The organism is Ruegeria lacuscaerulensis (genome assembly GCF_013031245.1).
Classification (GTDB): domain Bacteria; phylum Pseudomonadota; class Alphaproteobacteria; order Rhodobacterales; family Rhodobacteraceae; genus Ruegeria; species Ruegeria lacuscaerulensis_C.
In genome coordinates, this window is record NZ_WPZL01000001.1 from 448,911 (window position 1) to 468,988 (window position 20,078).

A 20,078-nucleotide genomic window follows, 5' to 3' on the forward strand; every position below is an offset into this window, starting at 1 on the left:
GGCGAAAGGGTGCAATGCGTCGTGACCGTGGAGCTCTGTGAATTGCGGGGGGTCAGTCGATTTTCGCTCGCTGCAACTTGCGCGCCTTTTTCTGCAGTTCTTTACGACGCTCGACAAGGTCTTCTTCAACCTCAACGGCCTCGCTCACCGGGTTGGCTGGCGGGCCCAGATTTTCCTGCAACGGAATGAGCTCCGGATAGCGTGCTGATTTAACGTTTGCCAGTTCACGCCCCTCCAGCTCCGGGAAGTTTGTGCAACCGGAGCAAGCTAGGACAAGGATCAGCAAAGGCAGGGGTTTCATTCGGAACCCTTTCAACGTCGATTTCAACCGTGATGCACCTTTTGCAAACTTGGTTCAAGCGGGGTTCTATCTGAACAAACGTTCAGATACGGTGATGGAATGGCACGTACTCAAGGATCACATTCCGACATCACTGGCCCCCGCATCCGTAAAGCGGCATTGGGGTTGTTCGCCCGTCACGGCTATGCGGCGGTTTCGATGCGCCAAATCGCGGCCGAAGTCGGAGTGCAGGCCGGTGCACTGTATAACTACACACCGGACAAGCAGAGCCTTCTGTACCGCCTGATGTACGAACACATGCAGGAGCTGTTGTCGGCATACGACCAACTGGAAAAGCCCGCCGATACCGCGGAAGCGTTACGCCAGTTTGTCGGGTTTCACATCCGGTTTCACCTGCAGCGCCCGGATGAAGTTTTCATAGCCTATATGGAACTTCGCAATCTGACCCCAGACAACTTCTCAGAACTCGAAGCGTTACGCCGCACCTATGAAGACGCGCTTGAGGCCATCCTGCAGGACGGGCAGGAGGCCGGGTTGTTTGACATCGCTGATACCAAGATCGCAACACTCGCTGTGATCGCCATGTTGAACGGCGTAATGACCTGGTATCGCTCGGGCGGGCGGTTATCGCTGGATGAGGTAGAGCGGGTTTATTGGGACATGGTACGTCGGTCAGTGTCGGCCTGAGCCGTCTGCCTTTGCATCTTCGGGTTCAGTGAGTAGAGCGAATGAATGTCCCGTTCCGCAACTCCTGAAACGCTTGGTCAAGTTCGGCACGGGTATTCATGACAATCGGGCCGTGCCAGGCAACGGGTTCATCGATTGGCGCGCCGGAAATCAGCAGGAACCGCACACCCTCCGGACCGGCCTGAACCGTGATTTCATCGCCAGTCCCAAAGCGCACCAGTGTTCTGTCGCCGGACATGTCGCGGATATTGACCTCTTGCCCGGCGACCTCTTTTTCCAGAAGAATGCCAGTAGGTTGCGAGGCATCCGCGAAGGCGCCGCGACCCTGGAACACATAGGCAAATGCTCTGCGATACGTGTCGATGCGAAAGGTCTTCTTCACCCCGGCTGGAATTTGAATGTCCAGATATTGCGGGTCCGCTGCGATCCCGTCGACCGGGCCGGTCTTGCCCCAGAACTCACCCACAATCACACGCGCAGTGGTGCCATCGTCATCAGTGATTTCCGGGATATCCTTGCTTTCAACGTCCTGATAGCGCGGCGCAGTCATCTTTTGATCTGACGGCAGGTTGCCCCACAGCTGGAACCCGTGCATCTGGCCGGACATGTTTCCCTTGGGCATCTCCTGATGCAGAATCCCCGAACCGGCGGTCATCCACTGAACGTCGCCCGAACCCAACGTGCCGGTATTGCCGAGCGAGTCCGAATGTTCGACCGTTCCTGCCAATACATAGGTGATCGTCTCGATACCTCGATGAGGATGCCAGGGAAAGCCAGCCTGATAGTCCTGCGGCCGCTCATTCCGGAAGTCGTCAAACAGCAGGAACGGATCAAGCTCCGATGGGTCCTGAAACCCAAACGCCCGGTGCAATTTGACGCCCGCACCTTCCGTTGTAGGAACAGACTTACGTGTTTCCAAAGTCGGTCTTAGGGACATGGTTGCCTCCTGATGCTTTGGACTACATTTATTCTCTACGCTGGGAGCGTCAATTCGCGATGAGGAACGGAATATGTGCGGGAATACGCAAGCTCTGCGCCTCTGTCATTTTCACTACAAAGCAGCTAAACCCAGTCGAAAAGAGCAGGGATGCACATGCAACAAGAAATACTGGCGACCGTGAAAGCCTCATCTCCCAGACGCTGGCTGGGCGTCGGAATGTTAGCCATTGTCGGCGCGCTTGTCATTTACGTGGCTCTGGCATCCCCACCTGAATTTGCGTGGCAGGTGTTCCTGTTTGTAGTCGGAGCTGCGGCATTCTGGCTGGCGCATCGCATGTGGCACGCAACCAAGGACTGGATCGAGCTGACGCAAACGGAGCTCAGAACCGGGGCAGGCCGGTTGATTGCCAGTGTAGAGGATATCGAATCCGTCGACCGAGGCGTCTTTGCCTTCAAACCGTCGAACGGGTTTCTGGTGAAGACGCGAAATAAGGCTGCAAATTGTTGGGAACCGGGGCTGTGGTGGCGATTTGGCCACCGGGTTGGTGTCGGCGGGATGACAGCAGCCGCCGAAACCAAATTTATGGCAGAGATACTTACGACGTTGATACAGTCGGCGTCGATACCGAACAGAACGTAGCTGATGCATTCGAGACAACCTGGCCGTCAAAGCGCGGGCTGGTGAATACGAAACTGTTGAAGGAATGGTCGTCGTCAACCCAGCCGGATCCGAATGTCGGCGCAAACTTGTTTGTCGACTCGACAATGATCAATGGGTCCTGATCGGACATTGGCGGAAGGCTATCGCGCATGTTCTCGATGTTGTCATTGGTCCATATGTCCCCATACCCGCATTCAGAGGACCATTCTACGGCGTAGGTGTCATCAGCATCACTGTCCGGATCATCACCATCATCGAACACGACAACTGATACGCGTAAATTCAATTCAGTGCCATTATTCACCATCCTTGCCATGAGTATGTACATGGATTGGAGATAGGTATCCGAAATGATGTGCGATTCGCGGGAGATCAGGTCTCCCACAGTGTATGCTGCCTTCACATTCGCGGCGCTTTGGCGGAACCCTTCGAAAAAGGTGAAGGTGCCAGTGATCGTCCAAACCAGCATTGGAAACACCAATAGCGCCTCAACGGTCAGCATCCCGCTTTCATTCCGTGCTTTGGAACCAAAGAAACTTCCGATTTTCGAAAATATGCGCATGGTTTTAAGGCTCCTGAACAAAAGCAGTCGTCGCGGTCAGACGTATCTGGCCAGTTTCATCAGCCAATGCGCGCCCCATTGCTGAAGTCGGGAAAACTGGGTTAATTTTAGCGCATGCGCGTAAGACCATCAGTGCGTTAGGGGGGCCGTTTTGAAATTCTCGCACAGGTTTCACCTCTTCGGAGTTGTCTGTGCAGTCCGGCTCCGCAGGCAAGTCGATACCGGCATACGCATCCTGAAGAATCATCTCCAGCCGCAGGTTTTCAGAGCAACCACTGATTATTCCCGCGTTAGCACAGATCGAATCCTTGATCCCATCGTGGGTCGGATTGGTTCCTGTTCCTAGTCGAATATCACGCACCGACAAGTCCACCGCGCGTTCCAGCATCGACTGCTGCACCGTGACCAGAGTGTATTCAACGACACTGAGAATGAAAAACATGAACACTGGGAAAATGAGGCAGAATTCAACTGTCACGGACCCGCTTTCGGTTCGCCTGAAACGAAGTATATTTCCCAAAGTTCTGAGGATCATTGTGTCAACCTCAGCTTCCTGATCGAAGAGGCAATGGATTCAAATGCCTGCTCCAGCGTAATGGGCTGTTCCCCAACGCTGCCATCGAGGGTGCCTTCGCTGTTTACGGCGTATACTTTGCTGGGTGAGCTGGCGCAGTCTGCGATCGTGTTCAGGCCGTGCTCGGGCGCTTCGAAAGCAATGCCATATACGATCACACCTTTGCCTTTGGTGGCTTCACAAATAACGTCGGTGCGCGTGTCTTTGGAGCTCGACCCCAAAGAATAGTAGGCATTACTGTACCAATTATAAGTGTTGTTGTCCTGCCACTCGTAGTTCCACAGGGCATTCCAACGCAACGAAACCATATTGAACAATTCAGGGTATGTCAGACGTACGGCTTCACCTGGCTCTGATTCGTTGTCCCCATAGCGATGATCTCTTTCCACTTCCTGACGAGTCCACCAGTATCTGGGTGGTTCGCTTGAAATGCGGACGCTGTATTCACCATAGTCCCATTCACTATCGTCATCATTCCATTGTTTGTATTCGGAGTTATACCAGACATCGGAATTTCCATCGCGAAGAGAGGACTTCAGGTGGTACTGGCTTGTGTTCTTCCCGTCAGTCATAACGATGAGAACCTTGACGACCTCAGAGTCATAATCCATGGGCCGGGCGCTGAATACGGATGGGACAACAGTCGGCGCAGGCTCTCCGTCAATCGTATCAGGACCATCCGGGTCGAACTTCTGAGATGCCAATTGGCCTACTAAGTCGCGGAATTGTGGGTCCAGCAAAGCGGCGCCCCACTTCACTCCGATGTCAATCGAAGTGTTCCCTTGCGCAGTCAATGCGTCGATCTGACTATGCAGCAAGTCAATGTCGTTTGTCAGAGGGGTGATTTCACTGCCAGGTCGAATAGCGCAGGTTGGATACCGATTTTCTTCCCACATATCACTGTTATACTTGGTTTTGTAGCGATCAAAATGAGCCGTACGATCCAGAACTGTCGCGGGATTTAGGTGAGCATCCTGGAAATGGCTGTATTCAAAGTTCACGCAGTGGGAATAGTTGTGTTCCGCTGTCACGTTGGTGAATTTCCCCAAAATGTTCTCCCCGGCATTTACCTGGGTCGCATAAGGGATAAGCGATATGGAGATCTTGTCCGGGTTCTCCTTGTTAAGCATCGTCGTGACAAAATTTTTGGCAGCTTCTCTTAGCACCTGTATCTTCGTTTTCCCTGCTTCCGCCGAATCCTTGTTCATCGAACCGGACATATCCAGAACCAGGGAAATTTCGACCGATCCGATAGATTCCTCTGCGGTACTTTCAGCTGCGGCAGTCAGTGTGGGGATGCCGGAAAAATACATGAAGTGAGTATTGACGACTGTTGCGGCCTTTGCCGTCACTCTCCTTGATCCGATGCCTTCATAGACTTCGGGATCTTCAATTAGCTTGTCCTGCAGACCCGCCTTGGCCAAATAGTCAATGACCACGTCTTTCGGGGGAAGCTTCTGATCAAGATCAGCCGCCGCAAGAACCGCGCGGTCAAGGGTGGACTGAAGGTTTGCCCTGTCCCGCTCATAGTTCATTACGTCTACGCCAATGCCAGCCGTTGCCAGGATGACAAGAAACCCGAGCAATACGAATACGGTGAATACCCCGCCGTCCTCGTCTTTGGCGAAACGCCGAGCTGGTGACACCTTGTCTTTCGTTTTCTTAGTGCCGCTTTGAAATTCGTGCATTATCATTTTGCCGACCTCGCTGAGCAGACATCCAACACTGCTAAGGAAAAATTAACGTTCTAAAAATAACGCCGAATCATGGCGGGAATTAGGCGGAATCGCCCCAGAACTGGCTGCTTCAAGGGTATTTGGGGGACAATTTTGAAGCGACAGTTGCCGCTGTATTCAGATTGGCGACAATTCCTACGGTAAAGAGTGAAGGAGGCGACTCAGCTAGAGTTTCAGAATTTTTCACGCTTTTTTAGATTTTGTTTCTGCTTAATTATTGATCGTTTACGCATAGGGTGCGACAAAACGTCAGAACGCACGTAGTTCGTTGGCACGGAGGATTAAATGACGGCCGTTAATGAACCCAGCTTTCGCGAGAGTGTAGATTTAATGTTCAACAGGGCGGCGTCCCTGATGGATTTACCGCCTGGGCTGGAGGAGAAGATCCGGGTTTGTAACGCCACTTATACCGTGCGCTTTGGTGTACGCCTGCGCGGTGAAATACACACATTCACCGGATATCGTTCTGTACATTCCGAGCATATGGAGCCGGTCAAGGGCGGGATTCGTTTTGCGCTTGCCGTGAACCAGGATGAAGTCGAAGCCCTGGCGGCGCTGATGACTTATAAATGCGCGCTGGTCGAGACGCCGTTTGGCGGCTCCAAAGGCGGTTTGCGTATCGATCCCCGGCAATATGAAGAGCACGAACTGGAACAGATCACGCGTCGCTTTGCTTATGAGCTTGCCAAGCGCGATCTGATTAACCCGTCTCAGAACGTACCGGCGCCGGATATGGGAACGGGCGAGCGAGAGATGGCCTGGATCGCGGATCAGTATGCGCGGATGAACACCACGGATATCAACTCACGCGCCTGTGTGACGGGTAAACCGCTGAATGCCGGCGGTATCGCCGGTCGGGTCGAGGCGACCGGGCGAGGCATCCAGTATGCGCTGCGCGAGTTCTTCCGGCACCCCGAGGACGTTCAGAAGGCGGGCTTGTCCGGCAAGCTGGATGGCAAGCGCATAGTCGTGCAGGGTCTGGGAAACGTGGGGTACCACGCGGCGAAGTTCCTGAGCGAAGAAGATGGTTCACGGATCGTCGGAATCATCGAATGGGACGGTGCGCTCTACAACCCCGACGGCATAGACGTCGAATCTGTGCGGCAATGGATCGTGAAGCATGGTGGCGTCAGCAACTATCCGGACGCGACGCATTCGGCCGAAGGAGGCGAGGTTCTTGAGGCGGAATGTGACATTCTTATTCCGGCGGCCCTTGAAGGCGTCATCAACCTGACCAATGCGGATCGGATCAAGGCGCCTCTGATCATCGAGGCTGCAAATGGTCCCGTCACTGCCGGCGCGGATGAAATCCTGCGCAAGAAGGGGACGGTGATCATTCCCGACATGTATGCCAATGCCGGCGGTGTGACGGTCTCATACTTCGAGTGGGTCAAGAACCTGAGCCATATCCGCTTTGGTCGGATGCAGCGCCGTCAGGAAGAGGCGCGCCATGAACTGATCGTCAGCGAGTTAGAGCGGCTGGACCGTTATCTTGGCGACGCCTGGTCGATGTCGCCGAATTTCAAAGCCAAGTACCTCAAAGGTGCTGATGAGCTGGAACTGGTGCGCTCAGGCCTCGATGACACAATGCGCATAGCGTATCAGTCGATGCGCGAGGTCTGGCACGACCGGGCGGATGTCGAGGATCTGCGGACTGCTGCGTATATCGTGGCGATTGACCGCGTCGCAAAAAGCTATCGCGCCAAGGGGCTGTAACCTGTTGCAGAGGGGCAATCAGCTAATCGCCTGATTGCCCGCCTGCCATCCCATTCAATTTGATCGTTGCATTGAAATGGACGATAGCGGGCCGAGCGTCTGCCGGGTAAGCTGTCGCGAAAGAAACGATTCCGGGAGATCCCCATGTTGCGTACCGCCATCGCGGCCCTTTTGCTGGCTACACCTCTGGCTGCTGAAGAAACCAAAGAACAAAGCTGCCAGTACCAGGCGGATGTCGTTGCAGCGATCCAAAAGGCGCGGTTGGACCGGGTCAAGGAACGCGACGTACCGCAGGCAGTCGCTGACACAAGCCCGGCATGGCCCGAAAACTACAACGCCGCCATTCCGTTGATCGCTCCTTGGGTCTATGAGCAAAAGATGCGCGATGTTCGTAAAAAAGACCTTGGCGAAGCTTGGCTGGAGCTTTGTTTGCAACAATAATCCACAGGCTCACCATTTCTCTGTGGACAACCGCGCGCCTTCCCCTTGGCGCGCGTTTTCATTTCTGCCAAGTTTGACCCATGTCACTGCCCCCCGGATTTCTAGATGAACTGCGCACTCGGCTGAGCTTGTCTCAGGTCGTTGGTCGTAAGGTCATGTGGGATGCACGCAAGTCCAATCAGGGCAAGGGTGACATGTGGGCGCCGTGCCCGTTCCATCACGAAAAGACGGCGTCCTTCCATGTCGATGACCAAAAGGGGTTCTATTACTGCTTCGGCTGCCATGCCAAAGGCGACGCGATCAGCTTTGTGAAAGAGACCGAGAATGTCTCTTTCATCGAAGCCGTCGAGATTCTGGCGCGCGAGGCTGGGATGCCGATGCCCGCGCGCGATCCCAAAGCGCAGGAAAAGCAGGACCGCCGCAGCCAACTGGCCGAGGTCCTGGAGCAGGCAGCGCAGTTTTATCGCCTGCAACTCAAGACTAGCGCAGGGGCTGCGGCGCGCGATTATCTGGTCCGACGCGGGCTTGATGAACAGGCGCTGGAGCGGTGGGAGATCGGTTTTGCACCCGACGGCTGGCAGGCGTTGTGGGATCATCTGCGCGGCAAGAACGTGGCTGAGGATCTGATCCTCAGGGCCGGGTTGGCTAAGCCCTCGAACAAGGGCAAAAAGCCCTATGACACGTTCCGAAACCGGATCATGTACCCGATCCGCGACCCGCGCGGGCGCTGCATTGCCTTTGGCGCGCGCGCGATGGACCCGAATGACAACGCCAAGTACCTGAACTCACCCGAGACCGAATTGTTCGACAAAGGTCGCAGCCTCTATAACCAGGGACCGGCGCGGCAGGCGGCAAGCAAAGGTCAGCCGCTGATCGTGGCCGAAGGGTATATGGACGTAATTGCTTTATCCGAGGCGGGGTTCGGCGCATCCGTGGCCCCATTGGGAACGGCGATCACTGAACACCAGTTGCAACTGCTGTGGCGTATTTCTGACGAGCCGATCATCGCCCTTGATGGCGATTCGGCCGGCCTGCGCGCGGCGATGCGGGCGGTTGATCTGGCGCTGCCACTGCTGGAAGCCGGGAAATCCCTGCGCTTTGCGCTGATGCCCGAAGGCAAGGACCCCGATGATTTGCTGCGGGCCGAGGGGGCAGGGGCCGTGCAGGCTGTTCTGGACGGTGCTATTCCGATGGTCAAACTGCTGTGGCAGCGTGAAACCGAAGGCAAGGTCTTTGACAGCCCCGAGCGTAAGGCGGCGCTGGACAAGGCGCTGAGGGACAAGATCAAGCTGATCCGCGATCCGTCAATCCGGTCTCACTACGGTCAGGAAATCAAAGACCTGCGGTGGCAATTATTCCGGCCTCAGCGGCAGCCACAAAACCGGCCCTGGCAACCCCGAGGCAAGTGGCAGCCGCAGAAACAGCCTGCGACACCCGGCGCGCGGGCCTCGTTTCTGGCCTCATCCGAGAATGCAGAGATCCAGTTGCGCGAAGCGGCGATTCTGGCCATTGCCGCATTGAACCCGCAAGTTGTTGTACAGTTCGAACACCAGTTGGAAGAAATGGAGTGCCGCGATCTGGACCATGCCGCGTTGCGTCATGCCATCCTGCGTCACGCAATAGATGACCCGGACAACCTGAAAGACCACATTGCTGAAACTTTGGGGGCGGAAGCCCTTGAAAACCTGCTGGCGCTTCGCCATGTCGCTGTAATCCCCTGTGTGTACAAACCGGGCGATGTTGAAAAGGCCGAGATGACGCTGGCCGAGGAACTCGCAAAGATCAAAGCGCTCCGGGGGTTGGATGCTGAAATTGCCGAAGCCGAAGAGGAATTGTCCGATCTGGCCGATGAGGCGCTGACGTACCGGCTGGCGCAAGCCGCCGAAGAGCGCAACCGCACTAGCCGTAGCCAGAACGAGGACCGGGCCGTTTTCGACATCGCCGACAACGGCGCGCGTATCAACCGAGACGAGAAAGACGCGTTCAAGGCAATTACGTCCGGCATCAAATTCGAACGAAAACGCCGGTAAAGTGGTGTTTTCGTAAGGCACTGGAAAAGAAAAACGGGTAAACGGGTGGCCGAATCACTTTCACGCGCTAATGATTCGGTACAAACGAATCACCCATCCCTGCAGGAGCATTGAATGGCCGCCAAGGATACGAACGAAGACCGCAAATCCGACGAGCAGGAACAGGAAATCTCGCTGGACATGAGCCAGGCCCAGGTCAAGAAGATGATCGCCGAGGCCCGCGAGAAAGGTTACATCACCTACGACCAGCTCAATCAGGTTCTGCCGCCTGATCAGGTCAGTTCGGAACAGATCGAAGACGTGATGTCGATGCTGTCGGAAATGGGCATCAACATCATCGAAGACGAAGAGGCCGAAGAGGAAGAGAATAAGGGCTCGACCGATCTGGTCACCACCGAAAGCAACCGTGAGGTTGTGCTGGCTGGTGCTGCAACCGAAAAGCTGGATCGTACCGACGACCCCGTGCGCATGTATCTGCGCGAGATGGGCAGCGTCGAACTGCTGAGTCGAGAAGGCGAGATTGCCATCGCCAAGCGGATCGAAGCTGGTCGGAACACGATGATCGCCGGTCTGTGCGAAAGCCCGCTGACCTTCCAGGCGATCACCATCTGGCACGACGAATTGCTGTCCGAAGACATTCTGCTGCGCGACGTCATCGATCTGGAGGCCACGTTCGGCAACCAGATGGACGAAGACGGCGATGTAGAAGAGCCTGTGGTTGACACGTCGGCAGTACAGGCAGCCAAACCCGCCAAGGACGCAGGGCCCGAGCTGGATGCGGACGGCAACCCGATCGCAAACGACGACGATGATGACGAAGATGATCAGGCCAACATGTCTCTTGCCGCCATGGAGGCGGCGCTGAAGGATCAGGTTCTGACCACGCTGGAACGGATTTCGACCGACTTCTCGATGCTGTCGGAAATGCAGGACAGCCGGATTTCGGCCACTCTGAACGAGGATGGATCGTTCAGTGATAAGGACGAGGCAACCTATCAGCAGCTGCGCTCTGAAATCGTCGAGCTGGTGAATGGCCTTCACCTGCACAACAACCGGATCGAAGCTCTGATCGACCAGCTGTATGGCATCAACCGCCGTATCATGTCGCTGGACAGCGCGATGGTGAAGCTGGCCGACCAGGCCCGCATTAACCGCCGTGAATTCATCGATGCCTATCGTGGCCGCGAACTTGACCCGAACTGGCTGGCCGAGATGGGCGAAAAGCCGGGCCGGGGCTGGCAGATGTTCATCGAACGCTCAACCGCGAAAGTTGAGGAACTGCGCAACGACATGGCTCAGGTTGGCCAATATGTCGGTCTGGATATCAGCGAATTCCGCCGCATCGTGCAGCAGGTTCAGAAGGGCGAGAAAGAGGCGCGGCAGGCCAAGAAGGAAATGGTCGAAGCCAACCTGCGTCTGGTGATCTCGATTGCCAAAAAGTACACGAACCGTGGCCTGCAATTCCTTGATCTTATTCAGGAAGGTAACATCGGCCTGATGAAGGCGGTGGACAAGTTCGAATACCGCCGCGGCTACAAGTTCTCGACCTATGCGACCTGGTGGATCCGTCAGGCGATCACGCGGAGCATCGCGGATCAGGCACGCACGATCCGTATTCCGGTTCACATGATTGAGACGATCAACAAGCTGGTGCGTACGGGCCGTCAGATGCTGCACGAGATCGGGCGCGAGCCGACGCCGGAAGAACTGGCCGAAAAGCTGCAAATGCCGCTTGAGAAGGTTCGCAAGGTGATGAAAATCGCCAAGGAGCCGATCTCTCTCGAAACGCCGATTGGCGACGAGGAAGACAGCCAGTTGGGTGATTTCATCGAGGACAAGAATGCTGTGCTGCCACTGGACAGTGCCATTCAGGAGAACCTCAAGGAGACGACCACTAGGGTTCTGGCCTCACTCACCCCGCGTGAAGAGCGGGTTCTGCGGATGCGTTTCGGCATCGGTATGAACACCGACCACACCCTGGAAGAGGTCGGTCAGCAGTTCAGCGTGACCCGCGAACGGATCCGGCAGATTGAAGCGAAAGCGCTGCGGAAATTAAAGCACCCCAGCAGGTCGCGTAAATTGAGGTCCTTCCTGGATCAGTAAATTCAAAGGCGCCACGGTTGAGGCGCCTTTTCTTTCTCAGCTCGCCAAAATGTCATATTGTCCGCTTCAAGGATCAATTTGGCGAGAACTCACAAGTCGCAGACCCAATGTCGCTTTATATGTCCACAATGTCCACTCATGGGACAGGCCGGGGCGAGGCTGTGTCGCTGATGACCCCCGGCCACCCGCTTTAAGCCTTTACTGAAAAATCCAACCGGCTTCTGAAGGTGCTGGGTGCCTGACCGGTCCAGCGTTTGAAAGCAGTAGAGAATGCAGGCTGGTCGGCATATCCCAGCGAGTAAGCAATCTCAGTCAGCGGTATCCCATTGGTGATGAAGGTTTGCGCCAGATCGCACCTGAGATCATCGACGATATCGCGATAGCTTGCCCCTTCGTCTTTAAGACGTCGGGCAAAAGTGCGTGGGCTCATGCCCAGATTGGCGGCTGCTTCGTCGGCATTGATGATCGTGCCTGGCATTGACCGCGTAATCAGACCTTCGACCTGAGCGCGCAATTTCTGTTTGGGCGATCGCCTCTCAGCCAGTATACGCTCTCCATATTCCAGAAGATGCGCGCGCAGCGTCGGGTCGTAGGTCGGAACCGGCTTGTCGAGCGAGGAGTTCGCGAGAACGATTTCGAGTCTTTCGGCGCCAAAGTTCACCGGAAAACCAGCAAGCTTTTGAAACTTTTCGCTATTCCTCCCAACTTCGTGCTGAAATCGCATTTCAATCGGATAGAAGTTCGATTGCGTTAAATTCCGCATACGCGCGACGGCGGTGAATATAAGGAACTCGGTCCGCCGGTGATAGCGGGCGAAACTCGCGTCCTTCCAATCAGCTTCGATAGAAGCGAAATTTCCGGCAATGCGCAGGCTTAAAAAAATGGCTGGATCAATGATCCTATGGAAACGTGATGTGTTCTCTATGACCTGTCTCAGGTCGCGTGAGTATTTGCTGATATACGCAGTGAGACTGGAAGAGGATGAAAACTTCAATCCAGCCTGTGCTGCAAATGTGATGTCACCCAATGCGTCGCAGGCATAGCGCACGAACATGGCCTCCTGGTGCGCGCTGTATACATTCGCCTCTGAAGTGATGGTCTCTCGACTAAGGTTACATTTTTTAAGGATACGATCTGACAGGCCGGGATCATTCGCTTGTTGATCAAGCGCCTTGGTCAACCATTGGATGCGGGCAATATCTACGTCCATGTCTTTTTCTACTGCACTTTCAAAAATTATGCACGACATCGCAGGACTTGGGGTGTCAGTACAAATCTCGGACTGTCTGGAATTCGTAAGGTTCTGACCAATGTGCGCAAGACCAGAGTCCACACGTTGACCAATAACTGAGCGTTGTCGGGTCAGCACCTTTTAGGGGATGAGGTCAGAGCCGCGGAAATACATGACACCAATTCCGGTGGCTCCCCGACGTTTTTCTTTCTGTAAGAGATGGTTTGGACGGCCTCTTGTCGCATTGTCCGGTTCGGGCTGCGATGAAATGGTGCAACCACAGAGGGTTTTCGGACGGACCGATCATGCCGAACATTGGGGGTTCCCAACTGGAAGTTTTTCATGATCTCATTGTTTTTGATGGGGAATGTGTACTGTGTTCGAAGTTCTTTCAGGTCATGGTAGAGCAAGATAAAGCGCAGCGATTTAAATTCGCCACAGCGCAATCACCATTGGGACAGCAATTGTACAGGGCTCTTGGCCTGCCGACACAGGACTTTGAGACCAATCTGGTCGTCGTTAATGGCAGGGTTCACCAGCGTCTGGATGCGTTCGCCGCTGCCATGGGGGCCTTGCCCGGTGCTTGGCCCATCCTTTCTGTCTGCAAATATCTGCCGAGTTTTATCAAAGACCTCGTGTATTACGCCATCGCCCGAAACAGATATGCGATCTTTGGGCGGTCCGCGACTTGTTTGATCCCGGACGAGGCCTTGCGTTCACGGTTTTTGCCCAAGGGGTTTTGATTGGAACCTGACCCTTTTTTGCAGTCCCTGCCCGCAGAGGCTGATTTGCCTTCAGCGCTGCGACAACTGCACAATTTCCCGGGACGCTATGTTGGCCGGTGCAGTGTCGAGGGGGGCAGGGGGTGGTTGAAAAAACTGGCTTTGCGCCTGGGGCGGTTTCCTCCGAATGCTGATGATATTCCGGTAAAGGTCAAAATAGACCGTGCCGGACAAGCGTGGGTGTGGGAGCGGGATTTTGGCGGTCACACAACCCGTTCGCTGCTGGCATTCGATCACGGGTCTGGTTGTGTTCGTGAACAAATGGGCCAGTTGACCCTCTGGCTGAAGCCAGAGGTTTCGGATGGAAGGCTGTCGATCCACATTCGGCGGCTCAGCGTTCTGGGTCTTCGTTGCCCCGCATTCCTTTTGCCTCGATCTTCGACCGTGGAATGGCAGGACGAAAATGGCCGTTTCCGGTTCGACGTATCCGCTGAAATGCCCCTTTTCGGGCCTTTGATCCGATATCGCGGGTGGTTGGCTCCCGTTCACGCAGGATCGCGTACTGGCTGAATTGATCGTGAACGGGCATTGCCTGGTTTCAATATAAACTACTTCAATACTTACCTCGAAACAGGAAAGAGTATGATTATGAAAAAGGTTATGTCTTACGCAGTCCTCGCTGCGCTTGCACTGAGTACTCCGGCTTCAGCTTTCAATGGTAGTATCGGATACCAGACAGTCGCCTTGAACAATTCAGTCTTCGAAGTGATCCCAAGAGGCCGCACCGACGTGGATGGCTATTGGTGCGCGGCGGCTGATTTCGCTCGCAGAACGCTGGGAGCAGGCTGGCAACAGCGTATTTACGTATTCCGCGGTTATGGCCCAAGCGAGGCAACAGGCCGAAGAACTGCGGTACAGTTCTCCCTGAGCCCTCCGAAGGAAACCGCGCAACAGAGCAGCAAATATGTGTCCTCGGGTTTTACGGCTGGTGATAGTATGTCAGTTCAAGGCGCAAATGGTCGGTGCTTCCGTCGTCCGCTTTTTGACAATTAAACGAACAAGGTAAGGTATTGCAGACCGAGATTATTATTTCGACGCATGGTCCTGGACTTTATGAATTCACTTCGGACGTGCGAAACTGGCTCAACTCGGTCGGGCGCGATGGGTTGTTGACCCTGTTCGTGCGGCACACATCCTGTTCGCTGGTCATTCAGGAAAACGCAGACCCCGAAGTGCAGACGGATCTGAGAGCATTTTTTGATCGGTTGGTGCCGCCCTCCGATCACCCGTCGATGGCCTATCTGCGGCACACATATGAAGGGCCTGACGACATGCCCGCTCATATCAAGGCCGCTCTATTGCCTGTGTCCCTGTCAATTCCCGTTTCGTCAGGACACCCTGCATTGGGCACGTGGCAGGGTATCTATCTGTTTGAACATCGCACAGCGCCGCACCAGCGAAAGGTTGCCGCACATTTCGCCTGACCCCTTTATATTGCGGTGAAAAATTCCGACTACCCAAATCCTAGCGGCTGCCCTATAGTTGTGGATAAGTGAGCCACAGCGCTTACAAAAAGAGGCGTTACCAGGGACGAGGAGACGGCGGATGCGCTGCCCGTTTTGCGGAAATATCGACACTCAGGTCAAAGATTCACGCCCGGCAGAGGATCACGTCGCGATCCGCAGGCGCCGTTTTTGTCCGGCTTGCGGGGGGCGGTTTACCACCTATGAACGCGTGCAGCTACGCGATTTGGTGGTGATCAAGACCAATGGAAAACGCGAAGATTTCGACCGGGACAAGCTTGAACGCTCGATCCGTATCTCGATGCAGAAACGTCCCATAGACCCCGAACGTATCGACCAGATGATTTCCGGCATCGTGCGACGTCTGGAAAGCATGGGTGAAACCGATATCCCGTCCAGCAAGATCGGCGAGATCGTCATGGAAGCTCTGGCGCGGATCGACACCGTGGCTTATGTTCGCTTTGCGAGCGTATACAAGAATTTCCAGGCGGCCGATGATTTCGAGGAGTTTGTCCACGAACTGCGCCCGCCGCAGCCTTCGACGGACGAGTGAGCGAAACTGATAAGCGATATATGGCGCTGGCCTTGTCTTTGGGGCAGCGCGGGCAGGGGACGTGCTGGCCCAATCCGGCCGTCGGCTGCGTGATCGTGCGCAATGGGCGGATCGTTGGTCGTGGCTGGACTCAACCGGGTGGCCGTCCGCATGGCGAGACTGAAGCGCTGGCGCAGGCCGGCGACGACGCGCGCGGTGCCACCGCCTATGTTTCTCTGGAACCATGTTCTCATCACGGTCAAACACCACCTTGCGCCGAAGCCCTGATCGCAGCTGGAGTATCGCGGGTCGTCTCGGCAATTGAGGACAGCGATCCACGTGTGGCGGGGCAGGGCTTTGCCATGCTGCGCGAGGCTGGAATCGAAGTCACAAGCGGCGTTCTGGCCGAGCAGGCCGCGCGCGATCATGCCGGGTTTTTCCTGAAAACCGAGCAGGGGCGGCCCTTCGTAACACTCAAGCTTGCCAGCAGTTTTGACGGGCGGATTGCCACGTCCAGCGGGCACAGCAAATGGATTACCGGACCTATGGCGCGACGTGCCGTACACGCGATGCGCGCGCGCCACGACGCCGTGATGGTTGGAGCGGGCACCGCGCGGGCTGATGATCCGTCTCTGACGGTCCGCGACCTGGGAATCGAGGCGCAGCCGTTACGGGTTGTTGTTTCACGCCATCTGGATATCCCGCTGATGGGACAATTGGCGCGCACTGCCGGTGAGATACCAGTTTGGCTTTGCCATGGCCCTTCTCCGGATGCTGAGAGAGCCCGCGCGTGGGAGGGGTTGGGCGCGCGTCTGATCCCCTGCGCGCTGCGTGAGCACCATATTGATGCGACCGATCTGTTGCAGCAATTGGGATACGCGGGATTAACGCGGTTATTCTGTGAAGGCGGATCAGCGCTGGCAGCCTCATTGCTGGCCGATGACCTTGTGGACGAGTTGGTGGGGTTCAGCGCGGGCCTGACGATCGGAGCCGAAGGCTTGCCCGCCGTTGGGTCGCTGGGGCTGGACAAACTGGATGCGGCCCCTCGGTTCGAACTGATCGAAACCCGGGCCATCGGGGCGGATATTTTGCATCGCTGGGCACGCGCTTTACGCTAACGGCGACGCCACAGATACGCGTGAGTCGCGAACGCGCCTTGCAATTTGGAAAGCAGGCGCAGCGACGGTCCGCCGTCACGATCACGCCCCTCGGACAGCCGTTGCACGGCGACCTCGACGGGGCAGGGCTGGCCGGTGACCGGGTCCATATATCTGGGATAGTCGATCAGGGCGGCATGAACCAGACCCAGCAGTGATGGGCGCGCGCCCCTGCGCGCCGGGACTGTGCCCAGGTCCCGCGTCAGCCCCCACCCGGCATAGAAAGGCGCACCAAGCGTTGTGACGTTGACCCCGCGCATCAGGGCTTCGAACCCCATCAGGGACGTCATGGTCCAGACCTCCTGTACCTGTGGCAACAGCGCAGCGGGATCAGAATGCGTGGCGATGACGTCCGCAAGCCCCTCGCTATCAATTGCGCCATCGCGCAGGCCTGCCTCGACATCAGGGTGAGGCTTGTAAATCAGGACCGCATTTGGGTTCGCCTCGCGCGCTGCACGCAGCAGGTCGGTATTGGTGCGTACCGTTGTGGTGCCCAACAGGATTGACGCGTCATCTTCGACCTGCCCGGGCACAAGAACGCGATGCCCGACAGGCATTTCAGGTGACGCACCTCCGGTGTTGTACTTGCTGAGATGGCCCGAAATGATCTGATCAATCAGACGCTCGGCCCGCATCTCCTGATCGGGGCGCAGGGCTTCGCGGGCAGTGATCAACTCCTCCAACTGGCTGGGATGGGTCGGGTCGTAATAGATGCCCAGCTCGTCAGTCGCCAGCGACAATGGCGGTACCAGATTGGCACCCAGACCGCGTGATCGCAGAAAGCCATCCTCTATCCTGACCGCGTTTTCTGTATCTCGGGCATGGCTGGCCCAGACCATATGAGGCCTGTCTGACGTGTCGGGTTGTCCTGTTGTAAACCTGACCTTCTTCTGGCGCCCGAACATTTGCTGCAGGTGTTTGCGCTTCCACAACCGCATGCCGGACGCGGTCCACCCATTGTGATCCTGACGCCACGCGCGCGTTTGTGCTTCGAGTGTGTCCAGAACGGTCTCCAGTTCGCACAAATTGTCTCGATACGGATCATACCACTTAGGGTAGAGGATCATGGCTGCGGCAAACAACTGCGCCCGTGTCAGGTTGCGTTGGCGGCGCGGGAAGGGAAGCTCATCCTGTGTCAGCCCCCAGCCTGCATAGAAGGGTTGCCCAAAGATGCGGGGTTTGTGTCCTGCCAGGATGGCCTCAAACCCCAATTGCGAGGACAGGGTGTAGACGCCAATCGCGCCCTCAAGCAGGGTCCAGGGGCTGATTGTCGATTCCAGAATAGAAACTCTGTCCGACAGATCCTGTTCCGAAAAGTACCCCGATCGGTGCCCGGCAATGGTTTCGGGGTGGGTCTTGATCAGAACCTGCGCTCCGGGGTTTTCCTCTTGCGCTATGACCAGCATTTCCCGGAACCGGGCCTGATCCCCCCCGCTTGCAGTTACTGCTGCATCGCCCTTTGTCTGGTCCACCACAAGAACATAGCCGGGATCCGGCGGAGGGAGGGTCAGGTCGAAAGCCGAATACTTGCTGAGATGCAATTCGCGGACTCTGTCCATGCCGTGACGCGCCCGGTTCAGAAGGGCGGTATCATCCAGAGGATGCGTGGCCAGCAAACTCTCAAGATCCGAAGGGTGGGCCGGATCGAAATGCAGACCGGTTCGGTCAAGCACAAGGCCAAGCGGAGGCTCGCCGGTCCTGCCCGGATGCAACGAGCGCAAAAAGGCGTCCTCGACCCGCAGCACCGCTGCGTTGCGTTTGGTCGCAATTGCCAGTCCACGATGCGCCGTCGGGCTGTTGCCCCAGACCCCGACAATGTCGCCGTCCTTGGGCAGACCGAGGCGAATGTCGTAGCCGCTAAGATGTAAAATGCGCCGAATGCGGCGCTGAGTCAGAAAACCGCCGTTGTAAACGAACAGCCGAGTGCGTTCGGACCCGGCTGCCGTTTCGGATTGCATCAGTTACCCGTCAGCGTGGCGACGTTTGCAAGCGGTGTCAGGCCACCGGCGATCAGCGAGATGGATTTGCTCCATTGTGCGTACGGAGCCTCGGTTACGTAGATCGTGTCACCGTCACGAATAACGAAATCACGAGCGATGAACAGCCCGTTGGGCGCGGTGAGGTTCAGCAGGTAGATCATGCGCTGATCCCCTTGCAGGTCAGCGCGGCCCATGACGGTGCGGGCAATGTCGTGTCGTTCTTCACGCAGAACAAAAATTCCCGTCGGGTCCGAGGACAGAGATTGCAGGCCGCCCACCTGGGCCAAAGCCTCAAGCGCGGAAAGATCCTGAGTGTCAAACGCGACGCGGGACTGCCCGCCGGTTGCGCCCAAGGCTATGTAGGATCGGCTGTCTGCCTCAACAAGAATGCGATCTCCGCCGCGCAGCGCGACGTCAAGTTTTGGGTTGCGGAACAAATCTTCGTACCAGACGGTCCCGCGATCGTTTCCGCGGATCAGTGTCACAAGCGCAATATCCGAACCGAGGGACACGCCACCGGCGCTTGACAGCATTCCCGTCAATGTCCGGCTTGGTCGTTCGATCGGATAGACGCCCGGAGCACCGATTTCCCCTGTCAGCGTGACGGTCGACCCATCTCCGGCGGTGCGGCGCACCTGAACCTGCGGGTCTGGCGTTTGATCCGCAAGTTTGCTGGTGATCAACTGACGCAATTGTTCCGGCGTGTTACCAGCGGCGCGAATGCGCCCGGCATAGGGCACGAAGATAAACCCGTCGCTGTCCACCTGTACTTGTTCCAGAATTGTGGCGGCTCCGACTTCACCAGACAGCAATCCGTCATCCACGTTTTCCCAGATCGTCATACCCAGAATGTCGCCCGGGCGAACAGTATCCGCGGTCAAATTCTGGGCGCTTCTGAATGCAGGTGAAAACCCGAATTGCTGAATGGCGGATGTAGCCTGTGCAACCCGATCATCCACTTCGACAACAAAGGCATTACCGCCACTTTCTGTGGAGCCCGCCAAAATCTCGCTTTTGTTGGGGCCTGCCTTGGGAAGTTGGCACGCGGCCAACAGGCCAATTGCGGCCACAAGGGAAATCCCCCGTATCCATCGGATTGGAAAGCGCTGCACTGCCGATTATCCTCAGTCGTCTTTGTTTTGGTCTTTTGTTTGCTGCAGGTTATCTGGTTCGGGCGGTAACAT

General features: G+C 56.3%; 19 protein-coding genes. 11 read left to right on the top strand and 8 right to left on the bottom strand.

The genetic code is table 11. The features are described from left to right. Positions 1 to 52 precede the first annotated feature (52 nt). Entirely contained in the window at positions 53 to 301 is a 249-nt protein-coding gene (locus tag GOX66_RS02215; protein WP_170759148.1) for a hypothetical protein, read from the bottom strand. Positions 302 to 400: 99 nt separating this feature from the next. On the opposite strand from GOX66_RS02215, the gene GOX66_RS02220 reads away from it, so the two are divergent. Further along, positions 401 to 988 (top strand): TetR/AcrR family transcriptional regulator, encoded by a 588-nt coding sequence (locus GOX66_RS02220; RefSeq protein ID WP_170759150.1) that lies wholly within the window; start codon positions 401 to 403, stop codon positions 986 to 988. Between the two features lie 25 nt (positions 989 to 1,013). Here GOX66_RS02220 and GOX66_RS02225 read toward each other — a convergent pair whose 3' ends face one another. Beyond that, positions 1,014 to 1,925 carry a pirin family protein gene (locus GOX66_RS02225; protein WP_170759152.1) on the bottom strand — a complete coding sequence of 304 codons (912 nt, stop codon included), beginning with the start codon at positions 1,923 to 1,925 and terminating at the stop codon, positions 1,014 to 1,016. A gap of 156 nt (positions 1,926 to 2,081) precedes the next feature. On the opposite strand from GOX66_RS02225, the gene GOX66_RS02230 reads away from it, so the two are divergent. After that, positions 2,082 to 2,567 carry a hypothetical protein gene (locus GOX66_RS02230; protein ID WP_170759154.1) on the top strand — a complete coding sequence of 162 codons (486 nt, stop codon included), beginning with the start codon at positions 2,082 to 2,084 and terminating at the stop codon, positions 2,565 to 2,567. Here the strand turns inward: GOX66_RS02230 and GOX66_RS02235 are convergent. From GOX66_RS02235 to GOX66_RS02245, 3 genes are read right to left on the bottom strand one after another with little or no spacing between them, the layout of a single operon-like run. Next, entirely contained in the window at positions 2,524 to 3,150 is a 627-nt protein-coding gene (locus GOX66_RS02235; protein ID WP_170759155.1) for a TadE/TadG family type IV pilus assembly protein, read from the bottom strand. The two genes, GOX66_RS02230 and GOX66_RS02235, sit on opposite strands and share 44 nt — an antisense overlap. Before the next feature lie 4 nt (positions 3,151 to 3,154). After that, positions 3,155 to 3,628: a TadE/TadG family type IV pilus assembly protein gene (locus GOX66_RS02240; RefSeq protein ID WP_336508963.1), complete on the bottom strand. Its 474-nt coding sequence runs from the start codon at positions 3,626 to 3,628 to the stop codon at positions 3,155 to 3,157. Positions 3,629 to 3,681: 53 nt separating this feature from the next. Further along, a complete protein-coding gene (locus tag GOX66_RS02245; protein ID WP_237212427.1) occupies positions 3,682 to 5,412 on the bottom strand; it encodes a TadE/TadG family type IV pilus assembly protein in 1,731 nt (576 codons plus the stop codon). Positions 5,413 to 5,745: 333 nt separating this feature from the next. On the opposite strand from GOX66_RS02245, the gene GOX66_RS02250 reads away from it, so the two are divergent. The 4 genes from GOX66_RS02250 (at position 5,746) to rpoD (ending at position 11,750) form a co-directional block, all read left to right on the top strand. Next, a complete protein-coding gene (locus tag GOX66_RS02250; RefSeq protein ID WP_170759161.1) occupies positions 5,746 to 7,176 on the top strand; it encodes a Glu/Leu/Phe/Val family dehydrogenase in 1,431 nt (476 codons plus the stop codon). 144 nt (positions 7,177 to 7,320) lie between these two features. Then, positions 7,321 to 7,617 carry a hypothetical protein gene (locus GOX66_RS02255; RefSeq protein WP_170759163.1) on the top strand — a complete coding sequence of 99 codons (297 nt, stop codon included), beginning with the start codon at positions 7,321 to 7,323 and terminating at the stop codon, positions 7,615 to 7,617. 80 nt (positions 7,618 to 7,697) lie between these two features. Next, positions 7,698 to 9,647, top strand: a complete 1,950-nt coding sequence (gene dnaG / locus GOX66_RS02260; protein ID WP_170759165.1) for a DNA primase — start codon at positions 7,698 to 7,700, stop codon at positions 9,645 to 9,647. Positions 9,648 to 9,761: 114 nt separating this feature from the next. After that, entirely contained in the window at positions 9,762 to 11,750 is a 1,989-nt protein-coding gene (gene rpoD, locus GOX66_RS02265) for an RNA polymerase sigma factor RpoD (RefSeq protein ID WP_170759167.1), read from the top strand. A gap of 190 nt (positions 11,751 to 11,940) precedes the next feature. Here rpoD and GOX66_RS02270 read toward each other — a convergent pair whose 3' ends face one another. Further along, positions 11,941 to 12,960, bottom strand: a complete 1,020-nt coding sequence (locus GOX66_RS02270; protein ID WP_170759169.1) for a helix-turn-helix domain-containing protein — start codon at positions 12,958 to 12,960, stop codon at positions 11,941 to 11,943. A 326-nt stretch (positions 12,961 to 13,286) separates the two neighbouring features. Here GOX66_RS02270 and GOX66_RS02275 point away from each other — a divergent pair, with 326 nt between their 5' ends. The 5 genes from GOX66_RS02275 to ribD all read left to right on the top strand — a co-directional run bounded on the left by GOX66_RS02275 (position 13,287) and on the right by ribD (position 16,876). Continuing rightward, on the top strand, positions 13,287 to 13,724 hold the full coding sequence (locus GOX66_RS02275; RefSeq protein ID WP_170759171.1) for a thiol-disulfide oxidoreductase DCC family protein: 438 nt from the start codon (positions 13,287 to 13,289) through the stop codon (positions 13,722 to 13,724). Between the two features lie 45 nt (positions 13,725 to 13,769). Then, positions 13,770 to 14,273, top strand: a complete 504-nt coding sequence (locus tag GOX66_RS02280) for a DUF4166 domain-containing protein (RefSeq protein ID WP_237212460.1) — start codon at positions 13,770 to 13,772, stop codon at positions 14,271 to 14,273. A gap of 500 nt (positions 14,274 to 14,773) precedes the next feature. Further along, positions 14,774 to 15,187, top strand: a complete 414-nt coding sequence (locus GOX66_RS02285; RefSeq protein ID WP_170759173.1) for a secondary thiamine-phosphate synthase enzyme YjbQ — start codon at positions 14,774 to 14,776, stop codon at positions 15,185 to 15,187. A gap of 121 nt (positions 15,188 to 15,308) precedes the next feature. Beyond that, positions 15,309 to 15,779, top strand: coding sequence for a transcriptional regulator NrdR (nrdR, locus tag GOX66_RS02290; protein ID WP_037307671.1), 471 nt, complete (start codon positions 15,309 to 15,311; stop codon positions 15,777 to 15,779). Further along, the gene (gene ribD, locus GOX66_RS02295; RefSeq protein WP_170759175.1) at positions 15,776 to 16,876 is read left to right on the top strand and encodes a bifunctional diaminohydroxyphosphoribosylaminopyrimidine deaminase/5-amino-6-(5-phosphoribosylamino)uracil reductase RibD; all 1,101 of its coding nucleotides are present in this window, start codon (positions 15,776 to 15,778) and stop codon (positions 16,874 to 16,876) included. Before nrdR ends, ribD begins: the two co-directional genes overlap by 4 nt. Here the strand turns inward: ribD and GOX66_RS02300 are convergent. Both GOX66_RS02300 and GOX66_RS02305 read right to left on the bottom strand, forming a co-directional pair. Beyond that, positions 16,873 to 18,873: a capsular polysaccharide biosynthesis protein gene (locus GOX66_RS02300; RefSeq protein ID WP_170759176.1), complete on the bottom strand. Its 2,001-nt coding sequence runs from the start codon at positions 18,871 to 18,873 to the stop codon at positions 16,873 to 16,875. The genes ribD and GOX66_RS02300 overlap by 4 nt on opposite strands. Beyond that, positions 18,873 to 20,006, bottom strand: a complete 1,134-nt coding sequence (locus GOX66_RS02305; protein WP_170759178.1) for a polysaccharide biosynthesis/export family protein — start codon at positions 20,004 to 20,006, stop codon at positions 18,873 to 18,875. Before GOX66_RS02305 ends, GOX66_RS02300 begins: the two co-directional genes overlap by 1 nt. Between the last annotated feature and the right edge of the window lie 72 nt (positions 20,007 to 20,078).

What these genes read in the sequence shown, in the direction of transcription:
- GOX66_RS02235 (WP_170759155.1), bottom strand. Translation starts at nt 3,150, where the DNA reads ATGCGCATATTTTCGAAAATCGGAAGTTTCTTTGGTTCCAAAGCACGG.
- GOX66_RS02225 (WP_170759152.1), bottom strand. Translation starts at nt 1,925, where the DNA reads ATGTCCCTAAGACCGACTTTGGAAACACGTAAGTCTGTTCCTACAACG.
- GOX66_RS02215 (WP_170759148.1), bottom strand. Translation starts at nt 301, where the DNA reads ATGAAACCCCTGCCTTTGCTGATCCTTGTCCTAGCTTGCTCCGGTTGC.
- GOX66_RS02245 (WP_237212427.1), bottom strand. Translation starts at nt 5,412, where the DNA reads ATGCACGAATTTCAAAGCGGCACTAAGAAAACGAAAGACAAGGTGTCA.
- rpoD (WP_170759167.1), top strand. Translation starts at nt 9,762, where the DNA reads ATGGCCGCCAAGGATACGAACGAAGACCGCAAATCCGACGAGCAGGAA.
- GOX66_RS02220 (WP_170759150.1), top strand. Translation starts at nt 401, where the DNA reads ATGGCACGTACTCAAGGATCACATTCCGACATCACTGGCCCCCGCATC.
- nrdR (WP_037307671.1), top strand. Translation starts at nt 15,309, where the DNA reads ATGCGCTGCCCGTTTTGCGGAAATATCGACACTCAGGTCAAAGATTCA.
- GOX66_RS02270 (WP_170759169.1), bottom strand. Translation starts at nt 12,960, where the DNA reads ATGGACGTAGATATTGCCCGCATCCAATGGTTGACCAAGGCGCTTGAT.
- dnaG (WP_170759165.1), top strand. Translation starts at nt 7,698, where the DNA reads ATGTCACTGCCCCCCGGATTTCTAGATGAACTGCGCACTCGGCTGAGC.
- GOX66_RS02250 (WP_170759161.1), top strand. Translation starts at nt 5,746, where the DNA reads ATGACGGCCGTTAATGAACCCAGCTTTCGCGAGAGTGTAGATTTAATG.
- GOX66_RS02275 (WP_170759171.1), top strand. Translation starts at nt 13,287, where the DNA reads ATGCCGAACATTGGGGGTTCCCAACTGGAAGTTTTTCATGATCTCATT.
- GOX66_RS02300 (WP_170759176.1), bottom strand. Translation starts at nt 18,873, where the DNA reads ATGCAATCCGAAACGGCAGCCGGGTCCGAACGCACTCGGCTGTTCGTT.
- GOX66_RS02230 (WP_170759154.1), top strand. Translation starts at nt 2,082, where the DNA reads ATGCAACAAGAAATACTGGCGACCGTGAAAGCCTCATCTCCCAGACGC.
- GOX66_RS02255 (WP_170759163.1), top strand. Translation starts at nt 7,321, where the DNA reads ATGTTGCGTACCGCCATCGCGGCCCTTTTGCTGGCTACACCTCTGGCT.